The sequence below is a fragment of the Enterococcus sp. 6D12_DIV0197 genome, from assembly GCF_002174385.1.
Taxonomy (GTDB): domain Bacteria; phylum Bacillota; class Bacilli; order Lactobacillales; family Enterococcaceae; genus Enterococcus_D; species Enterococcus_D casseliflavus.
In genome coordinates this window covers 590407-615951 of record NZ_NIBN01000001.1, presented here as the reverse complement: position 1 = coordinate 615951, position 25545 = coordinate 590407, and the positions used below count along the sequence as shown (strand labels likewise).

Annotated in this window: 25 protein-coding genes; 2 read left to right on the top strand and 23 right to left on the bottom strand. The window is 44.4% G+C overall.

Translation table 11 applies throughout. The features are described 5' to 3' along the window. Positions 1–65: 65 nt before the first annotated feature. On the bottom strand, positions 66–2138 hold the full coding sequence (locus tag A5867_RS03005) for a DNA topoisomerase III (RefSeq protein WP_005227252.1): 2073 nt from the start codon (positions 2136–2138) through the stop codon (positions 66–68). Then, positions 2071–2448 (bottom strand): DUF1033 family protein, encoded by a 378-nt coding sequence (locus tag A5867_RS03000; RefSeq protein ID WP_005227251.1) that lies wholly within the window; start codon positions 2446–2448, stop codon positions 2071–2073. Before A5867_RS03000 ends, A5867_RS03005 begins: the two co-directional genes overlap by 68 nt. A 311-nt stretch (positions 2449–2759) precedes the next feature. On the opposite strand from A5867_RS03000, the gene A5867_RS02995 reads away from it, so the two are divergent. After that, on the top strand, positions 2760–3620 hold the full coding sequence (locus A5867_RS02995) for an AAA family ATPase (RefSeq protein ID WP_087626830.1): 861 nt from the start codon (positions 2760–2762) through the stop codon (positions 3618–3620). Between the two features lie 57 nt (positions 3621–3677). On the opposite strand, the gene A5867_RS02990 is transcribed toward A5867_RS02995, so the two are convergent. Beyond that, positions 3678–3968, bottom strand: a complete 291-nt coding sequence (locus A5867_RS02990; RefSeq protein WP_249270007.1) for a hypothetical protein — start codon at positions 3966–3968, stop codon at positions 3678–3680. Between the two features lie 197 nt (positions 3969–4165). Beyond that, the gene (mnmA, locus tag A5867_RS02985; RefSeq protein ID WP_026008140.1) at positions 4166–5284 is read right to left on the bottom strand and encodes a tRNA 2-thiouridine(34) synthase MnmA; all 1119 of its coding nucleotides are present in this window, start codon (positions 5282–5284) and stop codon (positions 4166–4168) included. A 503-nt stretch (positions 5285–5787) separates the two neighbouring features. Between mnmA and A5867_RS02975 the strand changes: the two genes are divergently transcribed. After that, positions 5788–6501, top strand: coding sequence for a C39 family peptidase (locus A5867_RS02975; protein WP_087626828.1), 714 nt, complete (start codon positions 5788–5790; stop codon positions 6499–6501). 159 nt (positions 6502–6660) lie between these two features. Here A5867_RS02975 and A5867_RS02970 read toward each other — a convergent pair whose 3' ends face one another. The 19 genes from A5867_RS02970 to A5867_RS02875 form a co-directional block, all read right to left on the bottom strand. After that, the gene (locus A5867_RS02970; protein WP_087628154.1) at positions 6661–8211 is read right to left on the bottom strand and encodes an IS1182 family transposase; all 1551 of its coding nucleotides are present in this window, start codon (positions 8209–8211) and stop codon (positions 6661–6663) included. Positions 8212–8370: 159 nt separating this feature from the next. Further along, positions 8371–8889, bottom strand: coding sequence for an Asp23/Gls24 family envelope stress response protein (locus A5867_RS02965; protein ID WP_005227237.1), 519 nt, complete (start codon positions 8887–8889; stop codon positions 8371–8373). A gap of 56 nt (positions 8890–8945) precedes the next feature. After that, positions 8946–9140: a DUF2273 domain-containing protein gene (locus A5867_RS02960; protein WP_005227236.1), complete on the bottom strand. Its 195-nt coding sequence runs from the start codon at positions 9138–9140 to the stop codon at positions 8946–8948. A gap of 11 nt (positions 9141–9151) precedes the next feature. After that, positions 9152–9715, bottom strand: a complete 564-nt coding sequence (gene amaP / locus A5867_RS02955) for an alkaline shock response membrane anchor protein AmaP (protein WP_005227235.1) — start codon at positions 9713–9715, stop codon at positions 9152–9154. Between the two features lie 205 nt (positions 9716–9920). Further along, complete coding sequence (locus tag A5867_RS02945; RefSeq protein ID WP_005227234.1) at positions 9921–10526, bottom strand: metallophosphoesterase; 606 nt, start codon at positions 10524–10526, stop codon at positions 9921–9923. Positions 10527–10567: 41 nt separating this feature from the next. Further along, the gene (locus A5867_RS02940; RefSeq protein ID WP_087626827.1) at positions 10568–11413 is read right to left on the bottom strand and encodes an aldo/keto reductase; all 846 of its coding nucleotides are present in this window, start codon (positions 11411–11413) and stop codon (positions 10568–10570) included. 177 nt (positions 11414–11590) lie between these two features. Beyond that, positions 11591–11932 carry a DUF1831 domain-containing protein gene (locus tag A5867_RS02935; protein ID WP_005232263.1) on the bottom strand — a complete coding sequence of 114 codons (342 nt, stop codon included), beginning with the start codon at positions 11930–11932 and terminating at the stop codon, positions 11591–11593. Positions 11933–12000: 68 nt separating this feature from the next. After that, the gene (locus A5867_RS02930; protein ID WP_087626826.1) at positions 12001–13140 is read right to left on the bottom strand and encodes a cysteine desulfurase family protein; all 1140 of its coding nucleotides are present in this window, start codon (positions 13138–13140) and stop codon (positions 12001–12003) included. Positions 13141–13339: 199 nt separating this feature from the next. Further along, on the bottom strand, positions 13340–14293 hold the full coding sequence (manA, locus tag A5867_RS02925; RefSeq protein ID WP_170927559.1) for a mannose-6-phosphate isomerase, class I: 954 nt from the start codon (positions 14291–14293) through the stop codon (positions 13340–13342). 45 nt (positions 14294–14338) lie between these two features. Beyond that, positions 14339–15355: a serine hydrolase domain-containing protein gene (locus A5867_RS02920; RefSeq protein ID WP_087626824.1), complete on the bottom strand. Its 1017-nt coding sequence runs from the start codon at positions 15353–15355 to the stop codon at positions 14339–14341. 119 nt (positions 15356–15474) lie between these two features. Continuing rightward, positions 15475–16176, bottom strand: coding sequence for a YesL family protein (locus A5867_RS02915; protein WP_087626823.1), 702 nt, complete (start codon positions 16174–16176; stop codon positions 15475–15477). Positions 16177–16213: 37 nt separating this feature from the next. Further along, the gene (locus A5867_RS02910) at positions 16214–17845 is read right to left on the bottom strand and encodes an extracellular solute-binding protein (RefSeq protein WP_087626822.1); all 1632 of its coding nucleotides are present in this window, start codon (positions 17843–17845) and stop codon (positions 16214–16216) included. Between the two features lie 65 nt (positions 17846–17910). Beyond that, the gene (locus A5867_RS02905; protein WP_005227226.1) at positions 17911–18804 is read right to left on the bottom strand and encodes a carbohydrate ABC transporter permease; all 894 of its coding nucleotides are present in this window, start codon (positions 18802–18804) and stop codon (positions 17911–17913) included. Positions 18805–18826: 22 nt separating this feature from the next. Next, the gene (locus A5867_RS02900; protein WP_050759610.1) at positions 18827–19741 is read right to left on the bottom strand and encodes an ABC transporter permease subunit; all 915 of its coding nucleotides are present in this window, start codon (positions 19739–19741) and stop codon (positions 18827–18829) included. Between the two features lie 416 nt (positions 19742–20157). After that, a complete protein-coding gene (locus tag A5867_RS02895; RefSeq protein WP_015508862.1) occupies positions 20158–20979 on the bottom strand; it encodes a VOC family protein in 822 nt (273 codons plus the stop codon). 175 nt (positions 20980–21154) lie between these two features. Beyond that, positions 21155–21916 carry an acetylglutamate kinase gene (gene argB, locus A5867_RS02890; protein WP_015508861.1) on the bottom strand — a complete coding sequence of 254 codons (762 nt, stop codon included), beginning with the start codon at positions 21914–21916 and terminating at the stop codon, positions 21155–21157. Positions 21917–21951: 35 nt separating this feature from the next. Then, a complete protein-coding gene (gene argJ / locus A5867_RS02885; RefSeq protein ID WP_074934411.1) occupies positions 21952–23142 on the bottom strand; it encodes a bifunctional glutamate N-acetyltransferase/amino-acid acetyltransferase ArgJ in 1191 nt (396 codons plus the stop codon). A 78-nt stretch (positions 23143–23220) separates the two neighbouring features. Next, the gene (argC, locus tag A5867_RS02880; protein WP_087626821.1) at positions 23221–24243 is read right to left on the bottom strand and encodes an N-acetyl-gamma-glutamyl-phosphate reductase; all 1023 of its coding nucleotides are present in this window, start codon (positions 24241–24243) and stop codon (positions 23221–23223) included. A 146-nt stretch (positions 24244–24389) separates the two neighbouring features. Then, positions 24390–25535 carry an acetylornithine transaminase gene (locus A5867_RS02875; RefSeq protein WP_087626820.1) on the bottom strand — a complete coding sequence of 382 codons (1146 nt, stop codon included), beginning with the start codon at positions 25533–25535 and terminating at the stop codon, positions 24390–24392. Positions 25536–25545: the final 10 nt, after the last annotated feature.

Here is a 25545-nt window from a genome sequence, read left to right as displayed (position 1 = left end):
ATGCAAAAAAAGAGTGAGGGACAGCAAAATCGTCCTCACTCTTTTTCATTTTCTACCTCATGCAGTTATTTCTTCTCCATCGCAGCTTTTAAAGCAGCTGCTAATGGGCTTTCTTGCGGTTCTTCTTGATTGATTTTGTTCATCAAGCGGCGTTCTTCGTGTTTCGACAGCTTTTTGCTGCGTTCCTTTTTATCCGCCATTTTTTCGGTGGTCCCATCGAATTTACAGCGGAAATAGGCGCCGTTTTTGCCTTCAATGATCTCCATCTTTCGGTGGCATTGCGGGCAGCGTCGGTTTGAAACTTTCGGGTCTTTCCGACGACGGTACTTGCAGGTGCCACTGGAACAAACATAGATCTTGCCATCACGGGTATTTTTCTCCCGCAATGGTTCGCCGCATTCTGGACACCGTTTTTGGGTCAATGAGAAATCTTGGTACTTGCTCTCACTTTGCTTGATTTCTTTAACCAATTGTTTTGTGTCTGCTTCGATTTGTGCGAGGAAGGTTTGGGCAGAATAGGTGCCTTTCGCAATGGCTTCCAGTTCCTTCTCCCATTTTTCCGTCAATTCTGGTGTCACCAAGGATGGATTGACTAAGACTAACAGCTGCTTGCCTTTTGGCGATACTTGCAAGCCGCTTGGGGTCCGCTCCATCAGCTCAGATTTGATCAGCTTTTCAATGATCTCCGCACGGGTTGCCGGCGTACCAAGACTGTGTTTTTCCATTTTGCCTAAAAGAGTTCCTTCATTCAACGGTTTCGGTGGTGTAGTCAACTCTTTCTGGATGGTAAACTCAGGCTTGACGGTACTGCCTTTTTGCCAAGCCACATCACTGGTTTCTTCTTCAGAAGTCGTTTTCCATCCCGCTTCTAACACGGTATTGCGGTTGAATACAAAGGTTTCTGAACCAAAGGTCACGGTCACTTTCTGCTGCTGCTTTTTATGGGGTTTCGCAAAGAGCATTAAGAAACGACTAACGATCATTTGATAGATCCGTTGTTCATCGGTAGTTAATTTTTCATAACGTGCCCGCTGTTCCGTTGGCAATAGGGCATGGTGATCGGTAACTTTTTTATCATTGAAGACAGCTTGCTGCACCACTTGTCCGCCATTTTTCAAGTATCCTTTGACTTCTGGGGCAAAATCCGCAACTGCCTGCAGGCGTTCCTTCATGGTTGCCTTCATATCATTGGTCAAATACTTGGAATCCGTCCTTGGGTAAGTGACGATTTTATGGGTTTCATACAAGCTTTGAACAAGCGACAAGGTCTTCTTGGCTGAAAATCCATAACGCTGATTGGCTTCTCGTTGGATCTCGGTCAAATCATAAGGCAATGGTGCACTTTCTGTTTTGACCTTTTCTTCGATCGCTGTCACGCGACCATTTTGTTGACTCATTTGCTTGACCAATGCTTCGGCGTCGCTGCGTTCTTTTAGTTGATAGGGATTTTTTTGCTGCAGGCGGGCCTTGGCATCGCCTACGTTTAGGGTAATCACATGATAGGTTTGCGGACGGAAACTCTCGATCTGCATTTCCTGACTGCGCACCAAAGCTAAGGTAGGGGTTTGGACCCGACCCGCACTAAGATTGTCTTGATATTTGACCGTCAATGCCCGGGTGACATTCAACCCTACCAGCCAGTCGGCTTTTGCCCGCGCAAGGGCGGAGTAGTAAAGATTGTCGTAGTGCTTGGCTGACTGCAATTTTGCAAAGCCTTCTTTGATGGCTTTAGGGGTTTGCGAAGAAATCCACAAACGTTTGACTGGTTTGTCAAAACGAACCCACTCCAAAATCCAGCGAGCGACTAGCTCCCCTTCTCTTCCCGCATCGGTAGCGATCACGACTTCCCCGACATCTTTTCTTTGAGCCAATTGTTTGATGGCTTTTAGTTGATGACCGGTTTTTGGCAACGGCTTGATCCCGATGGACTTAGGGATCATCGGTAACGTTTCCATCTGCCATGATGCCCAGTCTTTGTTTAAATCTTCAGGCATTTTCAAGCCCAATAAATGACCAAGGGCCCAAGTAACGATCGCCTTGGGTCCTTCGTAATAATTTTTATGTTTTTGCTCACAGCCCAAAACTTTGCTGAGGTCTTTGGCAACGCTTGGCTTTTCCGCTAGAATTAGTTGTTTCATAAAAATCTTTCCTGCTTTCATCGACGACTTGCTGATATTCTTTAAGCAATGCCAGTCCAATATATTGTTGGAGGTAATCGTCGCATTCTTCGCACCAGCGTTCGTCTTCTTCATTCCAAAAAGCCGTCATAAAGTTTGATTTTGCATTTATGTACGAATACTCTTCTCTGATTTCTTGCCATTTTTGTTCATAAAATGACTGCGCCTCGCTGAAAGTTGCAAATGTGAACGCCTCTTGAATATCTGACTGCCATCCCTCAAAAAACCACCACGGTTCATTGTCCCCATACATGACTACTACTTGATACATTCCATTGCTCCTTTCACGATTCCTTCCTCATATTAGTCACTTTTACTTAAACTTGCAAGGAATAAGTTTCAGCATTTAAACATTGCTTTAAAAATTCATTAAACCCTCGTTTTTTTGTACGATTTATCGGTTGTTTAAGATTACATCATTTCTATGCCCCTATAGTCTAGCACAGATGTTTCCTGTTGTGAATATAACATCAAAAGATTAAAAAAATATCAAACAAGATTTATTTTAACCTCGTAAAAAAAATTTGTCTGCGATGGATATGCTACAATAATGACAATCACGAAATTGCCAGGAGGTGCCCCATGTATCTCGAACAAATCACTTTTCCCGATCAAGAGACCGAGTTTGATTTTTTCCTTTCCATCAAACGAACCGTTTATGATTCTTACTACCCTTTTCAGATTCTCAGTGCCCGCCTTTTTCAGCAGATCGATTTTGAACCGGTCACGATCTTATATGGCGGCAATGGTTCTGGCAAAACCACCGCATTGAACGTGATTGCCGAAAAGATCCACGCGCAGCGCTTTGCTGCGTATAATCGCTCGAATTTTTCCGAGGACTACTTAGCCTACTGTACTACTGGCAGCATCGACGAACCGCAAGAAAAAGTACTTTTGACCAGCGATGATGTCTTTGATTACATGCTGGCTATTCGAAATTTGAATCAAGGGATCGATCATCGCCGAGAAGAAGTATTCCAAGAATACTACCAAGCAAAGTATGCAGACTTTCGTTTCACGGGTTTTGACGATTACCATGAATTGAAGAAAATCAATCTTGCACGATCCAACACACAGTCCAAATTCACCCGCAAGCACTTGATCGACAATGTCCGAGAATATTCCAATGGTGAAAGTGCCTTTCGCTTCTTTCAAGAAAAGATTCGTCCCAACAGCCTTTACTTATTAGATGAACCAGAAAATTCTCTTTCTGCTGAGCGTCAGCTGGAACTGGTGCAGTTACTGGAAGATTTTGTCCGCTATGAACAGTGTCAATTCATTATTGCTACCCATAGTCCTTTCGTTTTATCTTTAAAGGAAGCCAAAATCTATGATTTGGATCAAACGCCCGTCGATGTTCGGAAGTGGACCCAGTTAGCCAGTGTCCAGCAGTATTACCGCTTTTTTCAAGCACACCAAGCCGAATTTGATGATCGATCATGAGCAAAGCAACCCAGTTTCCGTCAAAGATTTCTTTTGGCGGCTTTTTTTCCGCCACACTCACACAATGACCAAAATCAAATTGATCAGAGCAATAAAGAAGGCGACAACTCCCGCAATTTTGCCCCACTTGACTTCTGCTTGATTATACTGATCGGAATGCCCCGCAATTTGAGAGGACAAAAAGTAGAACTTTTTAAAAACAAGCAAATACCCGGCTAAACCCAATAGTACGGCTAAGGCAAGATGGTTGATTTGACTTGAAACGACCTGAGTCTGATGAAGCATCACCACCCCTACGACACTAACGACAAACCCCGATTTCATGAGATTGGCTTTTGTACGATTCATGCTCCTCCTCCTTTCTTTTAAAAATGCCAATGCATCAAAAACATTCATTTTCTATCTAAATTATAGCATAATTTGACTATTTTTTTAAAATAGAAAGCGCTCGCTCTATTCGGATTTTCGAATTGATTGATAAAAAGCCCTAGCTAAGTGCAACTGATTGGTTCAGTGTTCTTAGCTAGGACTGATTGTGTTAGTGGTTAAACATATTGTAATTCTTTGGCTTCTTTGTAGGCTGCATCGATCAAACCGCCGCCCAAGCATTCCATCCCGTCATAAAAAACGACTGCTTGTCCAGGAGTGATGGCGCGGACTGGTTCGTCAAAAATCACTTCTGCTCGATCTCCATCTAATAGACGCACCGTTACTGGTACATCTTGTTGACGGTAGCGGAATTTTGCTGTGCATGAAAATTCCGTGCCGCGGTCTTGTTCTGTAGTAAAGTGGATTTGGCTTGCTTCCAAGCGATCTGCATACAATGCGGGGTGATGGAATCCTTGCCCCACATACAAAGTGTTGGTCGCCAAGTCTTTTCCTACGACAAACCATGGTTCTTGAGTGGCACCGCCGCCGCCAATGCCTAAGCCTTGACGTTGTCCGATGGTGTAGTACATCAAACCATCGTGTTGTCCTTTGACTTCGCCATCTAATGTAACCATATTGCCTTTTTTCGCTGGCAAGTAATTACTCAAAAATTGTTTGAAATTCTTTTCTCCGATAAAGCAGACACCCGTGGAATCTTTTTTCTTGGCTGTTGCTAGACCTGCCCGTTCAGCGATCGCTCGTACTTCTGATTTTTCCATGCCGCCTAGTGGGAACATGGTTTTGCTCAATTGTTCTTGTGACAATTGGCTTAAGAAATACGTTTGATCTTTGTTGTTATCCACGCCTCGCAACATATGAGTCACGCCGTTTTCATCAACGGTCACTTGCGCATAATGGCCAGTTGCTACATAATCGGCACCAAGATCCATCGCATAATCCAAAAAGGCTTTGAACTTGATTTCCTTGTTACACATGACATCTGGATTAGGTGTCCGTCCGGCACGGTATTCTGCAAGGAAATATTCAAATACACGGTCCCAATATTCTTTTTCGAAATTCACTGAATAATAAGGAATCCCGATTTGCGCAGCCACTTTGGCTACGTCTTTGTAGTCTTCTGTTGCGGTACAAACACCGTTTTCATCGGTATCATCCCAATTTTTCATAAAGATCCCGACAACATCATACCCTTGTTCTTTCAGCAAAAGTGCTGTTACTGACGAGTCTACCCCGCCACTCATTCCAACCACCACACGGGTGTTTTCGTTAGACATGATCGTTTCACCATCATTTCAATTATAGATTCTGAAATCATCTACGATTTGAAGGTCGCAACTTTTCAGTAATTTGCATTATACAACAAAACACAAAAAAGTTCACTGTTTGCTGTCTTTTCTTATAAATTCCTTGTTACTAGATAAGTTCTTCTTTCATTCGATCCACAGCCGTCCTTTTATTACTGCTGTTCTTGGCGTAATAAATCACTAGGGGCAAAATCATTTTTAGAAAAGTCATCTGGAGGAAACCCGCTGTTCGTTCTTCCCCCATTCAGCCCAATAGAAGAAGCGCTGCTTTTTGTGTATCTTATCGACAGCCGTCCAAACGACTCCCATTGTTCAAAGACCACTAGATAAGCGAATGCTAAGAAGCCGCATTTCACCTTTTAAACGGTCGTTTGTCATAAAATCGTATGGAATTCTTCAGGAAATGCAGAAATGCCGCTATCAGAAAAAGACTATACTTCTTTTAGATACTACTTTACGAGGAGGGACATTTCATGAGATCACACACAGGGATATCGAAAACTAGGAGAAACGACGGAAAGAAAAGAAAGAGCCTGGCGCTACTACTTTTTCTCATCGGTGGTATTTTTGTCATTCATTACGTGATGGATCAGGCCAGGGATGCTGAATTTGATCAGACAGCGCTTGTCTCAAAAGAGTTCACTCACCAAGCCAATCAAGCGATTCAACAAGCGATGGCAGACACGCAGCAAGTGCCGTTGATTGTACAAACCGATCAACGCTGGGGCAATGACACATATGGATATGGAGAAACGCAAAATACGTTTGCAGCAAACGGGTGCGCTATTGCTTCTTTAGCGATGATCGATTCTTTTTGGACGGATCATCCGTCGAATCCTGACAAACTATTAAAGTGGGCTGGCGATCAATTTTATCTTCCCAAACAAGGAACGAGTTGGCAAATCTTTCCTCAGTTTGCCGAAGCTTTTGGTTACCAATTTGCCGATTTAGGAAGTTCCTTTGCGGCTGCCTATGAGAAAATGACACAAGGCATCCCCGTTGTGGTCTCGGTTCAAGCAGGAACCTTTACGACCTCAGGACATATCATGGTATTGGCTTTGAACAAAGAAGGAGCGATTCAAGTATTCGATCCTAATGATTCCCCCGAAAAAGCCCATTATGAGAAAAGCTATCCTAACGATGTCTTTCAAGCAGAAGGAATCCATTATTGGAGCTTTTGGCTTTGACGTTCTGATCGGCTGAAGCTGCAAAAATACGCCTTTTGTGGGACAAAAAAAGGGGGCGTGACATAAGTTAACTAGTTACGCTCTCCAAAATATAAGGAGCACTCGAAAATCATGTGATTTTTCGAGTGCTCCTTGTTTTTTTTATTCATTTTGGGTAGTTCAAGTATCTATTTTTGTCAATTTCATCATATTGATTGCCGTAATGAGTAAACCCGTCTGTTTTCTGACTTTTTCTAAGCCCCGAACCGTGTATCGAGTGAAACCCAAACAAGCCTTCATAAATCCGAAGACTGTTTCCACGTCGATCTTTCTCCGACCATATATTTTTTGAATTTCAGGCGTTGATAAGCGCTCTTTTTGTTTTTCTTTATGGTATTCCCAAGACGGATTTACAGTGATCTTTCTGCGATTCCCCTTTGGGGTTAAGGTTTCAGGAATGAGCGCTTGGTTCGCATCCGTTTTTTCTGCTTGGTATTCTTTAAAATCTCGGACAAAGCCATCCGCATCTGTTCGTTGACGGTAAGCATGAAAATTGAATCGTACCCCTTTGGGGTCGATGTAAAAGTCCTCCTTAGGCTCATAATTCCAATTCATTACTTTCCGATCATCTGTCTGCCATTTCTTGCTTTGTTCTTTAAACATCGTTCCATAAGGAATCAGTGCAGTATGCTGGGGAAGTTCATCTTCTATATAGCGGTAATTGCTTTCTGAACCATAGCCTGCATCGGCGACCAAATAATGAGGGGACTTTTGTGCAATCTTCATCTTTTCCAGTAATGGTTTCAGTGTCTTAGTGTCTGTTGGGTTTTGAAAGACATCGTAGCCGAGTACAAATTGATTACAAGTAGCGATCTGCAGGTTATACGCAGGCTTAAGTTGGCCATTTTTCATAGGGTCTTCTTTTACGCGCATGAATGTCGCATCATGATCAGTTTTTGAATAACTGTTTCTTGTCCCATAAGTAGAAAACTGCGTTTGATGTTCCAGAACTTTTTCTCGTTTTGTATTTAATTTGCGTACTTGGCTTTTCAACGTTCGCCGTTGTTGTTTCGCTGGATTTGGCGAAAGACGTTTCGTTGCCTCAACTTCTTTTTCTAGTTCTTCCAGACGTAGTTCCATCCGTGTTAACAGTTCATCTATCATGTCTACTGTCAAGGTCGTCCCTTCGGGAATCTGTTTCAGGGCATACGCTTCTCTTAGTTCCGTCATCATAGTAAGCAGTTTTTCGCGATTCATTTGATCGAATCGGATCGTGTTTTTCTTCCAGACAAAGCTGTACTTATTCGCATCTGCCAAGATTTTTGTACCGTCAATAAACAACGCATCATCAATCAGATTCCGTGCACGCAGATACTCTGTCAACTGATCTAAGCCTTTATTGGTCAACTCCTGCACATCGTTAGATACACAAAAACGGGCGATCGTTCGATAAGTTGGAACCCGTTCTTGCGTCAACCAGCGAGCATATAGGTTTTCTTCAGCTAAGCGTTCAATCTTGCGACTTGTAAAGGTTTCTCGCGTATACGCAAAAAGAACCAACTTCATCATGGCACCTAAATCATATTCTCTTGGTCGACCAAAAAGATAGGGGTCATTAATCTGAAGCGCTTCGACCAGTTCATGGATAAAAACGGCGACATGATTTTCTTTTGGAGAAAATGAAGTAGATAGATCCAAAGTGAGTTGATTCATGTTATAATTAGTATACATTTTGTTTAGTCCTTTCAGGATTAAATGATGGGGCATTGGCGGCAACCGGTGCTCCTTTTTATTTTACCCAAAAAACCGCAAGAAATGAACGATTTCTCGTCATTTCTTGCGGTTTTCTTCTATGGACTTATGTCACAGTCCCTTTTGCTTATCTTACTATTATTGAACGCGTGGTTCGTTGTTTTCTTGAATACGCGTCGTTGTTCGGTTGAAGGCACCTTTGGCTTTACGTGTTTGTTTTGACGCAAAGTCGCCAGTTGTTTCTGCCGCACTGCTTACTTTGTCTTGAACTGTTTCAGAGTCTTTTTCGAATTGTTCACGTGTTTTGACATCTGCTACGTTCACGTTTACTTCGATGACGTCTAAATTCGTCATTTTGTTGACTTGTGTTGAAACAACCTCTTTGATTTGGTCGTAGATCGTGGTCATGTCGCTGCCGTATTCTGCAACGATATCAAGATCGACTGCCACTTGTTTTTTCCCAACTTCAACGTTGATCCCTGAAGTCACATCATCGGTGTTGACTAATTTACCTGCAATATTTGAGAAGAAACCGCCATCGACTGTTAAGAGTCCGTCTACAGATTCTAATGCAATGCCTACGATTTTTTGAATCACTTTATCTTCGTAAGTTAATTCTCCTTTAACACCTGTTGTTGGTTTTGTTTGGTTTTCCATCGTACATTCCTCCTACTATAATCTTGATATAAATTAAACTAATAATGTTACCAAAGTTAACGGCGCGGTCTTTGAAATTGTTCAAAGAATCCGACTTCTTTGAGATAAAATCCCAGATACATACCTAGTGCCGTAAACAGCACCAGCAGTATGGTTTTCAAAAAGCCGATCGTTAGAAACAGGATCGCTAGGATCAAACCGAAACCTGCAAAGATAAGCGGGATCTTATAGTGGTAGAACCATTCACTCATACCTGTTCCTCCTAAACTACACGCGGCTGGTTATGGGCTGCTGGCGTTTCTTGCGTATCTTTTAAGACAACTTCCGTTTGGATATTGCTTTCGATACCGAAAAGCTGCTGCAGACTGCTGCTGATCTCACCAACCAATGCTTCTTGTTTTTGCGGGATGGCTGCTGTTTGTTTCATTTCTCCATCGATTTTTACGGATACTTTATTCTTGACGATTTTGATTTTTACGGACGGCTGATGGATGAAATCTGCTTGTTTCACCCGTTCAAGCACAAAATGCTCTAACGCCTTCTTCTGAATCACTAAATCGCCTGTCTTGTGGGAAATGATCAAGCGGTCCGAACGTTTTGGATAAAACAAAACGACAAAGAGCGCGATCACGGTAAAAATGGCAAAGCCAACAGATAACCAAAAGAGCAGCATACTCATGGAAGATCCGACCCAAGGATATTCATCCAAAGGAATCAAGTAAACAGGCAATGAAGCCGCTTGCTGATTGGCGATGATCCCAAAATAAAAGACAAGTAAGAGTAAAAGCAATCCGATGATAAAAATCACTTTAGAAATCTTACGCATTGGCAACCTCCTTTACTGCTTTCTACTTAAAGCATACACATTTCTTAAATATCCATCAAATAATAACTCTTGGAATCGATTATTTTTTACATATAAAGTTTATTTTTATCAAAAAAATTTCCTTAATCAAAGCTTGCTGTCAAAGTCATCACAAAAAAAGCAAGCCGCCCAAATCTGTTTGGACGCTTGCTTTTTTTGTTATCTGTTAACGAGCCAGCTTAGTAAGTTCTTGTTGTTTTGCATGATACAACACCGCCAGTTCATTTTCGGAAACTGGCCGACCAAAAGGACGCGGCTGTGGCAGAAACGCCAATTCTGGTGCATCGACTCCTACGTTGAGATTCTCAGCGATCGGTACACTGTGATGATGAATATGCCCATGCAGATTACGGCTGTTTTTGGTGATCCCCAGCAGCATAGGATAATGGGTCAGTATAAATTGCTGATGAGCAAACTTCAGCAAGACACCGACATCTTCAAACGCATACTTTTCGGCTCCCAAACAACCAGGATCATGCTTGCGCAAGTACGCAAAGAAAGCTCGGGTATCATGATTGCCTTTGATAAAAACGATTTTTCCCTGCAGCTGTGCTAACAGCGCAGCAATTTCTGGAAAGCCCGCTTCGTAATCAGGGTGCATCGCGACATCCCCTAAATGATAGACGACATCTTTATCCGCAACGACCTCATTCCAGCTGGCGATCATCGTTTCATGCATTTGCGTCACTGTCTCAAAGGGGCGTGGGGCAAAGTCATTGTCCCCGAGCAAGGCTGCATGAAAATAGTGGGTATCAGACGTAAAAAATTTCATAGTCGCTCCTTACCTTGGTGCTTTTTCTGTGATCAGCGTCTTTAAATCATCGCTAGCGGCTGCTTTTTCGTCGGTGCAGGAAACCGCGCATCGATTGCTGCCAATTCGCTTTGGGAAAAAACGATTTTGCAAGCTTCAATGTTCTGCAGCATATGCAGCGAGTCACTGGTTTGGGGGATCGCTAAGACGTGGGGTTGTCGAAGGGTCCATGCCAAAAGCAGCTGAAAGATCGTGCAGCCTTTGGATTCTGCCAGCTCTTTCAACACTTCATCATTTTTGAAGTGGTGCCCTAGCCGATCGCCTTGAGCAATGGGTGAGTAGGCAATCACAGGAATCTCAGCCTCTGCCTGCCAAGGCAAAAGATCGTATTCGATCCCCCGGGCACCTAAATTATAGAGTACTTGGTTGGCGGCACATTGATCGCCGTTTTCTAACCGCAACAGCTCCTCCATATCTGCCACGTCAAAATTAGAGACACCCCATGCACGAATCTTTCCAGAGGCTTTGGCAGCTTCTAGTGCGTCAACTGTTTCTGCTAACGGCACATCTCCTCGCCAGTGGAGCAGATACAGATCAAGATAGTCGGTGCCTAAACGCGTTAAGCTGCGGTCTAAAGCTTTCGGCAATTCATCTGCGGAGGCATTCCAGGGATAGACTTTTGAAATCAAATAAAGATCCCCTCGTGTAAAGGGCTGGATCGCCTTGCCAACTAGCGTTTCTGCGTTTCCCTCGCCGTACATTTCTGCGGTATCGATGACAGCCGCTCCAGCTTTGATGCCCGCTTGCAACGCATCGATCTCGGCTTTTTCCTTAGCTGGGTCATCCCCCATATGCCAAGTCCCCATGCCGACGGCTAGCACTGATTGCTTGTTTAAGGTTCGTTTCATCTTGATTCCCTCTTTCTCGTCTTAACTCATCCTGTTCCTGCGAACACCTTGGGTTTGTTTTCTATAGTATAAAAAGAAACCGCCAAAGATACAAAAGAAGTGTATCAATCCCATGCCTGCTTGGCGGAGTGACACACTTCTTGCCCTTTGAACGATATAGCTGCTTTTGACAAAAGCTTACGCTTTGACAAACAACCCGCGGCTGATAAAACCATCCATTAAAAAGTAAAATTTTTCTTGCAGCATTTTGTGCTGTTCATCTTTGAAAATGTTGACTGCTTTTAACCCATTGGCTGTCGTGATGGACATCTTGAAGGTTTGCAGATCTTTTGCAACAGTGATTTTTAATTTAAAGCCTTCTTTGCTTTGGGGTGTTGCTTCAAGGCCGCGAATCAATTGGAAGTTGCCGCCGTTCGTTTCTGTAAAGCCATTGTCCCGCAACGTATATTTTTTTGCTTCAGGAGCAATGCGGTATTGGGTTGCTGCGCCTAAAACGGTTGCTGTTGTTTCAAATGCCATGTTCTTCACCTCTTTAACATCATTTCTTTCATTATAAATAGTTTTCAGCGAGATTGCTAGCTGTTCTCCTACTTTTTCGTGGCTAAGACAGTTTCTGCTAATAGCTGAGCAAATGCTTCGATTTCCGCCAATGTGTTACCATAGCCAAAGCTGACTCTGACCGATTCCCGAATAGCTGGATGCTCTTTGCCCACCATCGCTTCTAGCACATGGGAGGGCTCCACATTGCCCGCCGTACAAGCGCTGCCTGTCGAGATCGCAGCCCCTTTTAAGTCCAATTTCATCAGCAGCAAGTCACTGCTGACACCTGGGAAACGCAGATTCAAAATATGCGGCAATTTGTGTGCTGGATCACCATTCAACTGAACATCGACGCCTTGTGCTGCTAAGGTCTCCATCAGTACATCGGCAAACGTTTGATATTGTTCCGCCGCTGCTTGCTGCGCTTCGGGGGTATGCAAAGAAGCTGCTTTGGCCATTCCCATGATGGCTGCTAAGTTTTCCGTCCCTGCTCGCCGTTTTTCTTCTTGCTCGCCGCCATGGAGTAGCGCAGGCAGCGTCAAGCCATCTCGTTTATACAAAAAGCCGATCCCTTTTGGTCCGTTGATTTTGTGAGCAGAAATGCTTAGAAGATCAATACTGTTTTCATTGATTTCAAGCGGGATCTTGCCATAAGCTTGCACGGCATCGGTATGAAACACGGCGGGATGCTCCCGTAAAAGGGCCCCAATTTCTGCAATCGGCAGCAAATTGCCCGTTTCATTGTTTGCCGTCATTATGGATACTAAAATCGTATCGGGACGTAAGGCAGCCTCAACTTCACTGACGGCCAACTGCCCCTTTTGATCTACGGGCAAATAGGTCACCTCAAAGCCTAAGCCTTCTAAATAGCGCATACTCTCAATGACCGCCGGATGTTCGATCTGGGTCGTAATGATATGTTTGCCTTGTGCTTGTTTGCTAAGGGCTGTACCGATGATTGCTGTATTATCACTTTCGGTACCACCACTATTAAAAATGATCTCATGTTCTTTGACTCCTAGCTGCTGAGCGATCGCTTGACGAGCCAATTCTAATTGGGTGTGGGCGTCTCGACCATAATGATGAATGCTTGATGGATTGCCAAAAAATGTCTGCATCGTTTCACTCATCACTTTGATCACTTCTGGATGCAGCGGTGTCGTTGCTGCATGATCTAAGTAAACCATTCTTTTCACCTATCCTTCATTACTGCCATTATAACAAATCTTCCTCAGACGTCTATCGTGAGTGTCCATACGAAAAAACCTGTCAGTCAAAAGCGGAAAAATCGCCAATGATGACAGGCAGCTGAACGAGTTCAGCCTTACGAAAAATCAGGAACGTGTGCTGTTTTGCTTGTGCGGCTCACGTCACTTACTGATCGTTTTATTTTTTTCCAGGTTCAGAGGCAATGACAGTCAATTCACCAACCAATTCCCATTTCTTGATCGGGTTTGGCAAAATGCAACTCGTGCCCATTTTTAGTTCATAGGAATGACCGTCGATCATCAAATGCCCATACCCATCGATCACGGTCAGCAAGGTATAATCGGCCTTTTGTGCCAACGATAATTTTCCACGTACTTCCCACTCATACACATTGAAAAATGGCGTTTCAAGATAGGTAACAACTGCTGATTGTCCTTGTTTAACCTCACGGATCGATAATTCTGGCGTCCGTGCAGGAATCGTCGTCACATCGATAGATTGTTGGATATGCAGCTCCCGAGTTTGTCCTTGATCATCGGTACGATCATAGTCGTACACCCGATAAGTCGTATCCGAGCTCTGCTGGGTTTCCAAGATCATGATCCCTTTTCCAATGGCATGGATCGTTCCACTTGGCACATAGAAGAAATCGCCTTTTTTCACAGGGACTTTTGTTAACAAATCATCCCAACGACCCGCTTCGATCATTTCCGCAAGTTCTTCTTTGGTTTGTGCATGGTGGCCATAAATGATTTCCGCACCTGGTTCGGCATCAATGATGTACCAGCATTCCGTTTTCCCTAATTCCCCTTCATGGGCTAATCCATACGTGTCATCAGGATGGACTTGAACGGATAGATCATCTTCCGCGTCTAAAATTTTAATTAATAATGGAAAGACTGGTTCGTCTGAATGACCAAATAGTTCTTGATGGTCTTGCCAAAGATCCGCCAATGTTTTGCCTTTAAACGGACCATTTTCAATGACGCTCACCCCATGAGGATGCGCACTGATCGCCCAATCTTCACCGATCTTGTCGCTCGGTAAATCAAAACCAAAAACAGAATGCAGGCGACTGCCGCCCCAAATTTTTTCTTGAAAAACAGGTTTCATAAACAATGGTTCCATAATTGTTCCCCTCTCTAGTTGTTCGTGCATATTATAGCATGAATCCGCTTATTCGGCAGATTCTTTTAAGTAACATTGCAGGATTTCGTCACGATGACCCAAATAGCTTTCTCGATGATCCACTGGATGGACCCGATTCGATAAGAAAATAAACGCTTTTTTGTTAGGGATATCTACTGCGAGAAACGTGCCTGTATAGCCTGTATGAAATAATTGATACGGTGCACCTAACAAGTCCCAACCATAGGTGCGAGGCTTTGTGCTTTCAGGCGTCTGCCTCTGAGCCAGCGCCTGCATGACTTTTTCTGAGAAAAACGGCGCTCCTTGCTGCTGACCATTTGCCAGTAACAGTTGAACGAAAAGCGTCAAGTCATCCACGGTAGAAAACAACCCTGCGTTGCCGGCATGGTTTCCCAACACCCGTGCCTTAGGATCGTGGGTGATTCCTCTAAGGATGCTGCCGTCTGGCTGCTGCTGGGTAGGAACGATCATTGGCAGCTGTGAGGGAGGAAAAGGCGGAAAGCCGCTGTTCTTCATGCCTAAAGGCGTCAAGACTTCTTCTTGAAAAATCTCGGTCACTGGTTTTTGATACAGCTCCTCCAATAAAAAGCCCAGCAAAATCGTCCCAGTATCCGTATAGTTGACCGTTTGACCGATCGTATCACTGCTTTCAAGCTGCAAATACGCCTTGCGCAAGGCAGCAGCATCCAACTGGTCTCGATGAGGAATCCACGTGTTGATGGCTGCCGTATGCGTCAGCAAGTGCTTGATCGTTACCCGATCGTCTTTAAACGCTGGCAGCCAACGAGTAAGCGGCGCCTCCATCTCGATTTTTCCTTGATCCCACAATTTTAACAGAACACTCGTTGTACAAACGACTTTCGTCAATGAGGCTAAATCAAACAAATGATCTTTCGTCATAGGTTCGGTTTTCGGAAGAAGCGCTGCCTGTCCGAATACATGGGTCTCTTGGGTTTCACCAGCGATAAAACGCAGCACCGCTCCTGGGAAAACGGTCGGCATTTTTTCTTGAATGAGCTGTACTGTTTTTGGGTACATTGTCATCGTTCCATACTCGCTCCTTTCAGGCTTGTCTTGCTTCTAACTTTAGCACTTTTCGCCAATGAAAAAAACTACCCATTAAGGATAGTTTTCAGATTTTTTTCTAATCAGTGTTACATAGATTACTCGTCAGCTGGTGCAGCTTTTGCTTGCGCCTTTTGGATGATTCTCAAATAACTGTAACAGGCACATTGGCTACCTAGTCCCCCTACGATCAATCCCGCGAGTAAGGGATGGATCAAGACGAGCAGTAAAGCGAGGCCACTCAACAGCCCTAGCAACATCAGTGTCTGCAACGGTGCCCAAAAGATGATGAAAAAGCTTTTGATCAAGGCGAGCCGCATGGGTGCCGCCAAATACACACTGTCGCAGATAAAATACAGCAACCACACGAGTAAAATGATACTTAAAAACAAATAGCCGACAGCCAATAAGGGCAACTGAAAGGAATCGATTTGGCGATAAGAGCCTAACAGCAGCAAAGCGAGACTACCGAAAAAGAGGCCTGCGGCAAAACTGCGCCGATAATTTTCCCGATAGAGCCGCCAAAAGGTCCCTCCGATGGCCTGTCGTGGTTCTTGATAGTACAACCAGCGCCGCATGACCCCAAATAAAGCAAAGGTCGCTGGCAAAAGAATGCTAGGAAAACTAATGATCAAACCAACCAAAGAGAAAAGAAACTGACGAGGAGAGCTGGGGAAAATCAGCCCCAAAGCTAGCAATAGAACAGGCAGATTGAACAGTAACCAGTAGCCATTCAAAAGCAACATACTAGCTATCGCTTGACTGGCACCATACCAACGATACCATCGTTCATTTCCCATTAGTCCGTCTCCTTCCTCTAATCAACTGATTTACCCTCTAGCGGGCTAAGTTTTGTAGATTTTGCTGCCATTTCTCTGTTTGATAATCCAGCAACTCTTGATAGCCAGCTGCTTGTGCTTGGGCTTCCGCCTCAGCAAAGATGGCACGCACTTCTTCATCGCTGTCAGCAAAGATCGCTGAAGCATTGGCTTCTTCAAAAATATCGTTGATCCGTTGCTGAATAATTCCTTCTGGTGAGTCTGGCATCGGGTTGATCGCCGCAAATTCCGTGTCGTCTTTTTGCGTGTCCCAAGTGATGGCATGCTGCCATTTCGTTGCCCAGTTCATTTGATCTTCTGGAAGATTTAACTCAAATTTTGTTTTGGTATTGTCTAAAAAGGCGGAGTTGCCGTTCCATTGGAAACTTGATGTTGCTTGCTCAATCTCTGAAACGCCTGCACTGTCTTCTGCATAGGCATCCGTAAATTGCGTATAGCCTTCTTCGTCAAAGCCATCCCAATACTGGCCTTCTGGACCAAACATCAAGATCGATTGGCCCAACGGTCCTGTCAACCAGTCTAAGAAGGCAAAGACTTTTTCTGGGTCTTCTGCATTTCTAGTAATGACACTGACATTCCACCCTAGCATTTCATAGGAACCTGGGAAAATATTGTCAGGATCTAGTCCTGGTTTTGCAATCGGCTCGATATAGAAATACCCCGCATCTGGATTTTGTTCTTGCAAGATGTAATGGGCATCGCGAGCATAGTTGGACGGGCTGGCAGCCGCATAGACAGCTACACGACCACTGGTTACTTTTTCTGCCACCATATCTGCATCTTGGGTCAAGGTATCTTGGGTCATCAAGCGCTCACGGTACAGTCTTGACGCATATTCAATCGATTCTACGTAGTTTTCATTGGCAAAGATCGAGGTCAATACGTCGCCTTCAGGAACAGCGCGAATGCGGATATCTGCTGGTGAACGCCCTTCTGCAAATGCGGAGTACAAGACATTGATCCCTTGTCCACTGACATCTGTTTCAAATGAAATGACATCAGGAAACTCTGTTTGAACTTCTTTCAAATACTCATAAAGATCCTCTGTTGTTTTCAATTCTGGCGCACCTAAAGCATCATGGATCTCTTTATTGACGACATAACCGGCATTCCCGAAAGGCTCCGAGCTATACCAGTTGGGAAACTGATAAAGTTTGCCGTCTTCTGAACGAAGCATGTTCAGGATGTCTTCTCCCGCCCATTCTTTCAAGTTTGGATACTTATCCAAGTAATCATCAAATGGCACTAAGGCACCCGCTTCTCGCAGCCGTTCCACATCCGACCCTCGATCAAGCCAAATAAAATCAGGTAGATCATCGCCAGCGATCATTGTGCTTAGCCGCTGTGCTGCATTCCCGCCACCATCGATTGCACGAATATCTACCTTGGTCAGTTCTTTGATAGCAGCAGTTGCTGGATCATCTCCCCAACGATCCATCGTGTACCAATCATAATTACCAAACATCGTGATCTCCAACGGTTCACTACCTAATTCAAAGACCTCCGAACTGTCACGGTCATTCGCTGCCGCCCCATCACTTTCTTTTGTCCCTGACTCACTGCCGCAAGCAGCCAGTAAGAGACTCATCGCAGTCACTGACAGCACGCTTTTTAATACCTTTGCTTTCATTCTTTTATCCCCTTTCAACGTTTCGTTCCTTCTCCCCTCTAATCAAGAGAGTTCCTCCTGCTCTGCTAATCTTTCAACGAACCAATCAATACACCTTTTACAAAATACTTTTGGACAAACGGATAAACCATTACGATCGGCAAAGTCGCCACCATCATAATTGCCATTGATAAGGACTTGCCAGTGACACCAGTCATTTCCGCCAAACGTGCTGCTGAGCCAGAATCGATTTGACTCATTTGCGAACTCACCGTATTCGAATTCAAGACTCGTTGCAAAAAGGTCTGCAAGGGAATGAGATGATCTGAAGTAATGTAGATGCTTGGCATAAACCAATCATTCCAATGCCCAACGGCGGTAAATAGCGACAAAGTGGCAATGACTGGACCTGATAACGGCAAAATGATTCGGAAAAACGTGCCCCAATACCCACACCCATCAATTTTCGCTGAATCCTCCAATCCTTTCGGCAGTTGCTGAAAGAACGTACGGAAGATGATCATATTCCAAACACTGATCAGACCAGGAATGATCATTACCCAAAAAGAATCCATCAGTCCAAGTGAACGTACCACTAAAAAGGTTGGAATCAAGCCGCCGCTGAAGAACATCGTGAGGATGAAAAAAATCGTAATAAATTTTCGCCCCATCAGTTCTCTTTTTGACATTCCATATGCTGCCATCGCTGTCAGCATGATCGATGAAAACGTCCCGATCACTGTCCGTAAGACACTGATGAAAAAGGCATTCATCAAGCGCTGATCTTGAAAGACGATCTGATAGTTTTCCAACGTGAATTCTCTTGGCCAAAACGTGATCCCACCAGTCACCGTGTCACGTCCAGAATTAAAGGAAATCACCAGCGAATTCCAGAAGGGATAAAACGTCAAGAATGCAAGCGTTATCAAGAAGAGGTAAATAAAAATCATCATCGCTTGGTCGCCCCAATTTTTCTTCATTGTTCATTTCCTCCTCTGCTGATTACCATAAGCTGTGACCCACTTTGCGTGCGAAAAAGTTTGCTCCGCTCAAAAGAGTGACACTAATGACTGCTTTGAACAAACCAACAGCTGTTGCGTATGAATATTGAGAGTTGCTGATCCCTACCCGATACACATAGGTATCAATGACATCCGCCACATTTCTAAGAGCTGGATTGCTCCCCAGTAAAAGCAAATCTTCAAAGCCCGCATTCAATAAGTTGCCGATCTCCAAAATGAGAAAAATCGTAATGATTGGAACGATCGAAGGCAGAGTGATCAAAAAGACTTGCTGAAATTTCGTTGCGCCATCTAGTGATGCTGCTTCGTACAGTTGCGGATCGATCCCAGCAATGGCTGCCATATAGACGATCGAGCCAAAGCCAATCGATTTCCAAAGATTTGTCGTAACGATGATCGTCCAGAAATAGCGAGGGATCGATAAAAAGTTGATTGGTTCATCGATCAGGTTTAAACTCTCCAAAGCAATATTTAAGCTACCGTTATCCATCGATAAAATCGACATCGTAAACCCCGCCACGATCACCCATGATAAGAAGTGTGGGAGATAAGTAATCGTCTGCACCACACGCTTGAAGGCAACGTTCTTGACCTCGTTAAGCATCAATGCCAACAAAATCGGTGCTGGAAAACAAATAGCAATCTTTAGCACACTGATCATAATGGTATTCCGTAAAATTTCCCAAAAACGTGGTTCACTAAAAAAGCGCCGAAAATTATCAAAGCCGATCCATGGACTGCCTGTCATACCTTCAAAAATATTGTACTGTTGAAACGCCATCAAAATCCCGTACATTGGGATATAACTAAAAATGCCTACCAGTAAGATCGCAGGCAGTACCATCATCTGCAGATCCCACTGAGCAAAATATCGCTGTATCCACTTTTTTTCCATCACATCTACTCCTTGTCTTCCCAATTCCACCTTGTCGCACCCACAATAGAAACCGCATACAAAATAAACAACGAACAATCTCTGCGTCCAGAGCCATCGAATCTCGATTCTTTTTTATTATAAATTAAGAATAACCACAATTCAATATAATGTTTAGGTTTTTTGAATCATAATGGCTATTATATTAAGTTTTAAAACAAGCACCCAAACTATTAAATAACAAAACAAGAAAAGTCAAATAGATTGGACCTGCTCTGCTAATACAGATAAACTACCGTTTTTTCAATGATTGGTCTTCAAATCGATGTAACAGGTTTTTGCACTCTTTCGTGCGAAATAAAAACAAAAGTTTCTTTTTTTGACAAAAAAAAGAAAAAGCAGAGAATCGCCCTCTCTGCTTTTTCTTTCATAACCTATTATTTTTTAACGATAAACCACCATTCGATACCGATCGCATCGTAGGTCGTCAACAACTTCCGTTTTTTGTCGATGAAGAACTCTTGGTTCTTCTCAGACAAGTGCTTTTCCAATGTATCGATATCTTCTTGACTGATGGAGATTTTCAAGAAGTCTAAGCCAAGCACCTCATGGGTCGGCAAATCGATCGTACCACCTTGTGCTTCAGTCAAGCCGACTTGGAAGTCACCATCATTGAGGATAAATTCCTTCGTTTCGGCTTCTTTTGTTTTCAAGCCTAAGCTTTCTTCTAAGAAAAGCTGCTCTTTGGCTAGATCACTGACGTTTAAATACAGCTTGCCAAAATGAGCTTCTTTTGATAAGCCAGCCGCTTTTGCAGGTGCCGCTTTGATCAATTCTGCTTCGTCTTTTGGTACCGCAGTTCCTGCGGGTGCTGTAAATAAGACTTCAATTTTGTTCCCTTCTGGATCAGCTATAATAAAGCCTAATTGATTCGCTTCATAACGAGCTTCTTCGAAAGCAATCGCTTTTTGTTGGGCATTGCTCGCGATAGTTGCCGCTTCTTCTAATGAGGATACGGCTAAGACGATGCGCTGCATTTTTTTGATCTCGCCGAAGTGATCGTTGGCACGCGGGCTTTCTTCCAACCATAAAACTTCTCTATCTAATCCTTTTAGACCAAAGATGGCCAATTCATTTTCTTCTCTTTTCAACTCAAAACCAAGTACATCCCGATAAAAGGCAATCGCTTGATCGCGGTCTTTTACCCGGATTGCAACAGTCAGCAACTTCGTACTGCTCCCCAATAAGAAATCTGTCATTGTTTCTCCCCCTACTTACATATGTACTCATTGTACTGATAAAACGAAATTCTAGCAAATGAAATCCCTACCTATTTTATTCTTTTTTTAGAGAAAATAAGAAGAAAAGCACAGAAAAGTCAGAATTTTGCATTTTTATGAGTAGAGAAGAGGCATTTGGGTGTTGCTAATGGCTTCAGCTACAGACAGCTGCGGCTGGACTTGCCGCGAGGATCTGGGTTCCTAAACGATCGATTCGATCGGTGATACAAACGGCAGCTACCCCTGCTTTCAAGGCTTTCTGCGCACTTTTTAGTTTTGGCAGCATGCCGCCTGTGACTACTTCTTCGGTGATCAAACGGGGGATCTCTTCAAAAGAAACAGCTGATAACCACTGGCTTTCTTGCTTGATCCCAGGGACATCCGTCAACAAATATAGTTTTTCGGCTTGTAAACTAGCAGCAACCTGACACGCTACTTCATCGGCATTGATGTTCAGCCATTGCCCCTCTGGGGTAATTCCTAGCGGTGCCAGGATCGGGACATGTTTTTTCTCTGTCAAGAGCTTCAGGAAAGCAGCGTTGATTTGTTGAACCTTCCCCACCTGTCCTAATTTTTCTTCATCAATGACTTCTCCTTGAATCAGTTGATCACAGCCAGCATTCAGTCCTACGGCGTGGAACCCAGCTTGCTGGAAAGCGGTCGTGATCAGCGGTTGAACTTGTCCCAAAAGGACCATTCTAGTTACTTCAAGCGTCTGGGGGTCGGTCACCCGCAGGCCGTCTTTGATCGTGACTGTCAACGCCATTTTCTCCATCATTTCTGAGATGTAGTGACCGCCGCCATGGACGATGACTACTTTTTTGCCCGCAGCTTGCCAGTCTGCTATCGTCTCAAAGAATGACGGGGTTAAATTGTCTGAGGCGACACCGCCGATTTTTACTACGATCGTTTCCATCTACTCGCTCCTTTTTGTCTAGTACCTGATTTCTTTCAGGTATGATATAGTGCGTTGATTTTCACATAGTCATACGTCAGATCACAGCCCCAAGCGGTGCCAACACCTGCCCCTTCTTTCAGCTCGACAACGACTTTGACTTCATTTTCCGCCAATTGTTCTTGCATGATGGTTTCGTCAAAAGCTACCGGTGTCCCTTGGACAAAGACGGGAATGTCGGCTAATGCAATCGATACCGTTGCTGGATCGATCGGCTGCCCACTATAGCCCACTGCACATAAGATACGCCCCCAGTTCGGGTCTTTGCCAAAGAGGGCTGTTTTGACCAGTGGCGAACCAACGATGGTTTTGCTGATCATTCGGGCTGCTTCATCGGTCACAGCTCCACTCGTGTGAGCTTCGATCAATTTGCTGGCGCCTTCTCCGTCCTTTGCAACTGCTTTGGCTAGTGCGGTCAGAACTGCTTTGAGCATCCCTTTAAACTCATGATAAGCTGGCGTGTCAGCTTCAATCGTTGGATTTTTGGCTAACCCGTTGGCTAAAACTAACACCATATCATTGGTGGATGTATCGCCATCGACCGTGATTTGATTGAAGGTAACGTCGGTTAATTCTTTCAGCAGTGCTTGCAAGAGTGCTGGAGCGATCGCCGCATCCGTCGTAACAAAGGCCAGCATCGTAGCCATATTGGGATGGATCATACCAGACCCTTTGGCACAGCCCGCAACAGTCACCGTTTTGTCAGCGATCGTTGATTGGATGACACTGCTTTTTTCAGTCAGATCCGTCGTCAAAATCGCTCTTTGAAATCGGTGGGCATCCCCTTGCCTGTTTAGTTGCTGAATCCCTGCAGTGATTTTTTCCATCGGTAAGCTCTTACCAATGATCCCGGTGGAGGCTACCGCAAAGGCTTCGGGACTCGTATGCAGCTGGGCTGCTGCCAATTCTGCCATCTCTTGTGCATCTTTTAGACCTTGCTCCCCGGTACAAGCATTGGCATTGCCCGCATTGACGATCACGCCTTGCAAGGTGCCTGCTTGCATTTTTTTCTTTGTAACGAGAATGGGTGCCGCTTGTACTTGATTGGTGGTAAAGACTGCCGCAGCACTGGCTGGCACTTCAGAGACGATCCAACCAAGATCGACTTTCTCTTTCTTCAGACCGCAATGCAGACCGTCGGCAAAAAAACCTTTGGGGGTTGCGATCGTTCCTTCGATTTCTTTCATTTTCTTTCCTCCTACTGCCACCTTTTTGCGGATTGTCCACTGGCTGACACGAGTATCCTCACGCGTCTGTTGGCTATTTTATGGATATAACGGTGCTTGCATAAGACCAGTCGTTTCTGATATCTTTGCCCATCGATTGAAGTTTTGGATCGCTTGGCCAGCAGCCCCTTTGCCCAAATTATCGATCACTGCGACAACGGTCAACACTTGGGTCAGCGGATTGAAACATATGCCAATGTCACAAAAATTCGTTCCCGTCACTTGCCGCAGCTCGGGCAGCTTTCCTAACGGTTGCACTCGGACAAACGGATGGTCTTGATACGTTTTTACGTACTGCTCATAGATGTCCTCTTGCGAAATCGCGTCTTTGATAGGCGCATAAAGCGTCATAAAGATCCCTCTTTTGACAGGCAGTAAGCTGGTAGAAAATTGGATCGGCGGCATTGCCTGATCCCATTGCTGAAACTGCTGCATGATCTCAGGAATATGCTGATGCTGATTTGGCTTATACATCGTCATGTTATCCGCAGCGGTTGCAAAGTGACTGCTGTCCGTCAATTTCTTACCAGCACCCGACAAACCCGACTTGCCATCAAAAATCAACGTACCGCTGAATAGTTTTTGCTGAACCAACGGCGCAGCAGCTAAAATGGCAGCAGTCGCATAACAGCCTGGATTGGCGATCAAATTGCCAGGAGTCGTTGCAAACTCAGGCAGCGAATAGGTCGCTTGTGCCAACAACTCGGCAGGTGCAGCTTCTTGGTGATACCATTTTTGATAGCTATCCCGATCCTTCAATCGCAGATCACCAGAAAGGTCAATCACTGGAAAGTCATTTGCGACAAAAGTCGCTGCAAGTTCTTTGCTGATTCCAGCAGGAGTCGCAAAAAACACGAGTTGATTTTCCTTTTGGATTTTTTCTGCATCAAAAGGTTCGATCAGCCGCTCTGTCAGTCCAATTAAATGAGGATACAAAACAGATGAATTTTCATGCATAGAATGACTATGCAAGGTGCCCACCTCCAATTGGGGATGTTGCTGGATCAAACGAATCAATTCAATTCCGGTATACCCTGTTACACCAACGATTGCTGCCTTCAAACACGTCACTCCTCAAAAGAATTTACTTAAGATTATAAGAAACTCCCATCGCTCTGTCAATGATTATTTATAAAACTATTCAAAATAAATTCGCTATTATTCGGTTTTTATAAGAAAAAAAGCCCGAAAAATCTATTTTTATGCAATTATGCTAAGACAGCTTGCAAAATCGCCAAGGCTGCTGTCGTTTCCTCTTGCGAGATCGTTAAAGGCGGCAGCAAGCGCAAAACCTTGGTTCCCGCTTTTAATGCGAGGAGGCCTTGGTTCCGCAGTTGGGTCAACACGGATTGCAAGCTTTCCGAATCGGCTAATTCGATACCGATCATCAATCCTTTCCCACGAATCGCCTGCACCTTAGATAGTCCTTGCAATCCGTCGAGAAACTGCTGCTGGCGCAAGTGAACATTGACTTGAATGTCCCCTTCTTGCAACACACTGCAAACGGCACTAGCAGCGGCCATCGCTAATTTATTGCCACCAAAGGTCGAACCGTGACTACCGGGTCCAAAAGCCGTTTGCAAATGGCTTTTGCCTAGCATCGCTCCGACAGGGATCCCGTTACCAAGCCCTTTTGCTACGGTAAAAAGATCAGGTTCAATGCCATATCCTTCAAAAGCAAACAGTGTTCCTGTCCGCCCCATCCCCGTTTGGATCTCATCCACCACCAGTAATACCCCCAACTCCTGACAAAGGGCTGTCACCGCTTGGACCCACGCCACCTCAGCAGGGATCACACCGCCTTCGCCTTGGATCAATTCTAAAAACACGGCTGCTGTCTGCTCATCTAAAACGGCTTGCAATGCCTCAAGGTCATTAAAGGGTACATACACCATCTCTGGTACTAACGGTCCAAACCCATCATGGATACTACTTTGCCCAGTCAAAGACATCGCCCCAAAGGTCCGACCATGAAAAGATTGTTCAAAACTGATGACTTTGCTGCGGCCAGTCGCTTTGCGAGCCAGCTTTAAAGCAGCTTCGTTCGCCTCAGCGCCACTGTTGCAAAAATAAGCCAGATACGGCTCGTCTGAGGCGCTCTTTTGATTTTGGGTCAGCTTTTGGGCAACTTCTTCTTGCAACTGGCTGTCATACAAATTCGGCACATGCCAAATCTGCTCTGCTTGTGTCATCAACGCGGCTTGCACTTTGGGATGCCCATAACCGAGATTAACGACCCCGATGCCGCTTGTTAAATCTAAATATTGGTTGCCTTGCGAATCTACCACATAGCTGCCGTTGCCTTGCTGGATATCGATGGGTAAACGGCTGTAATTAGGAAAAAGATGACTCATTGGGTTCACT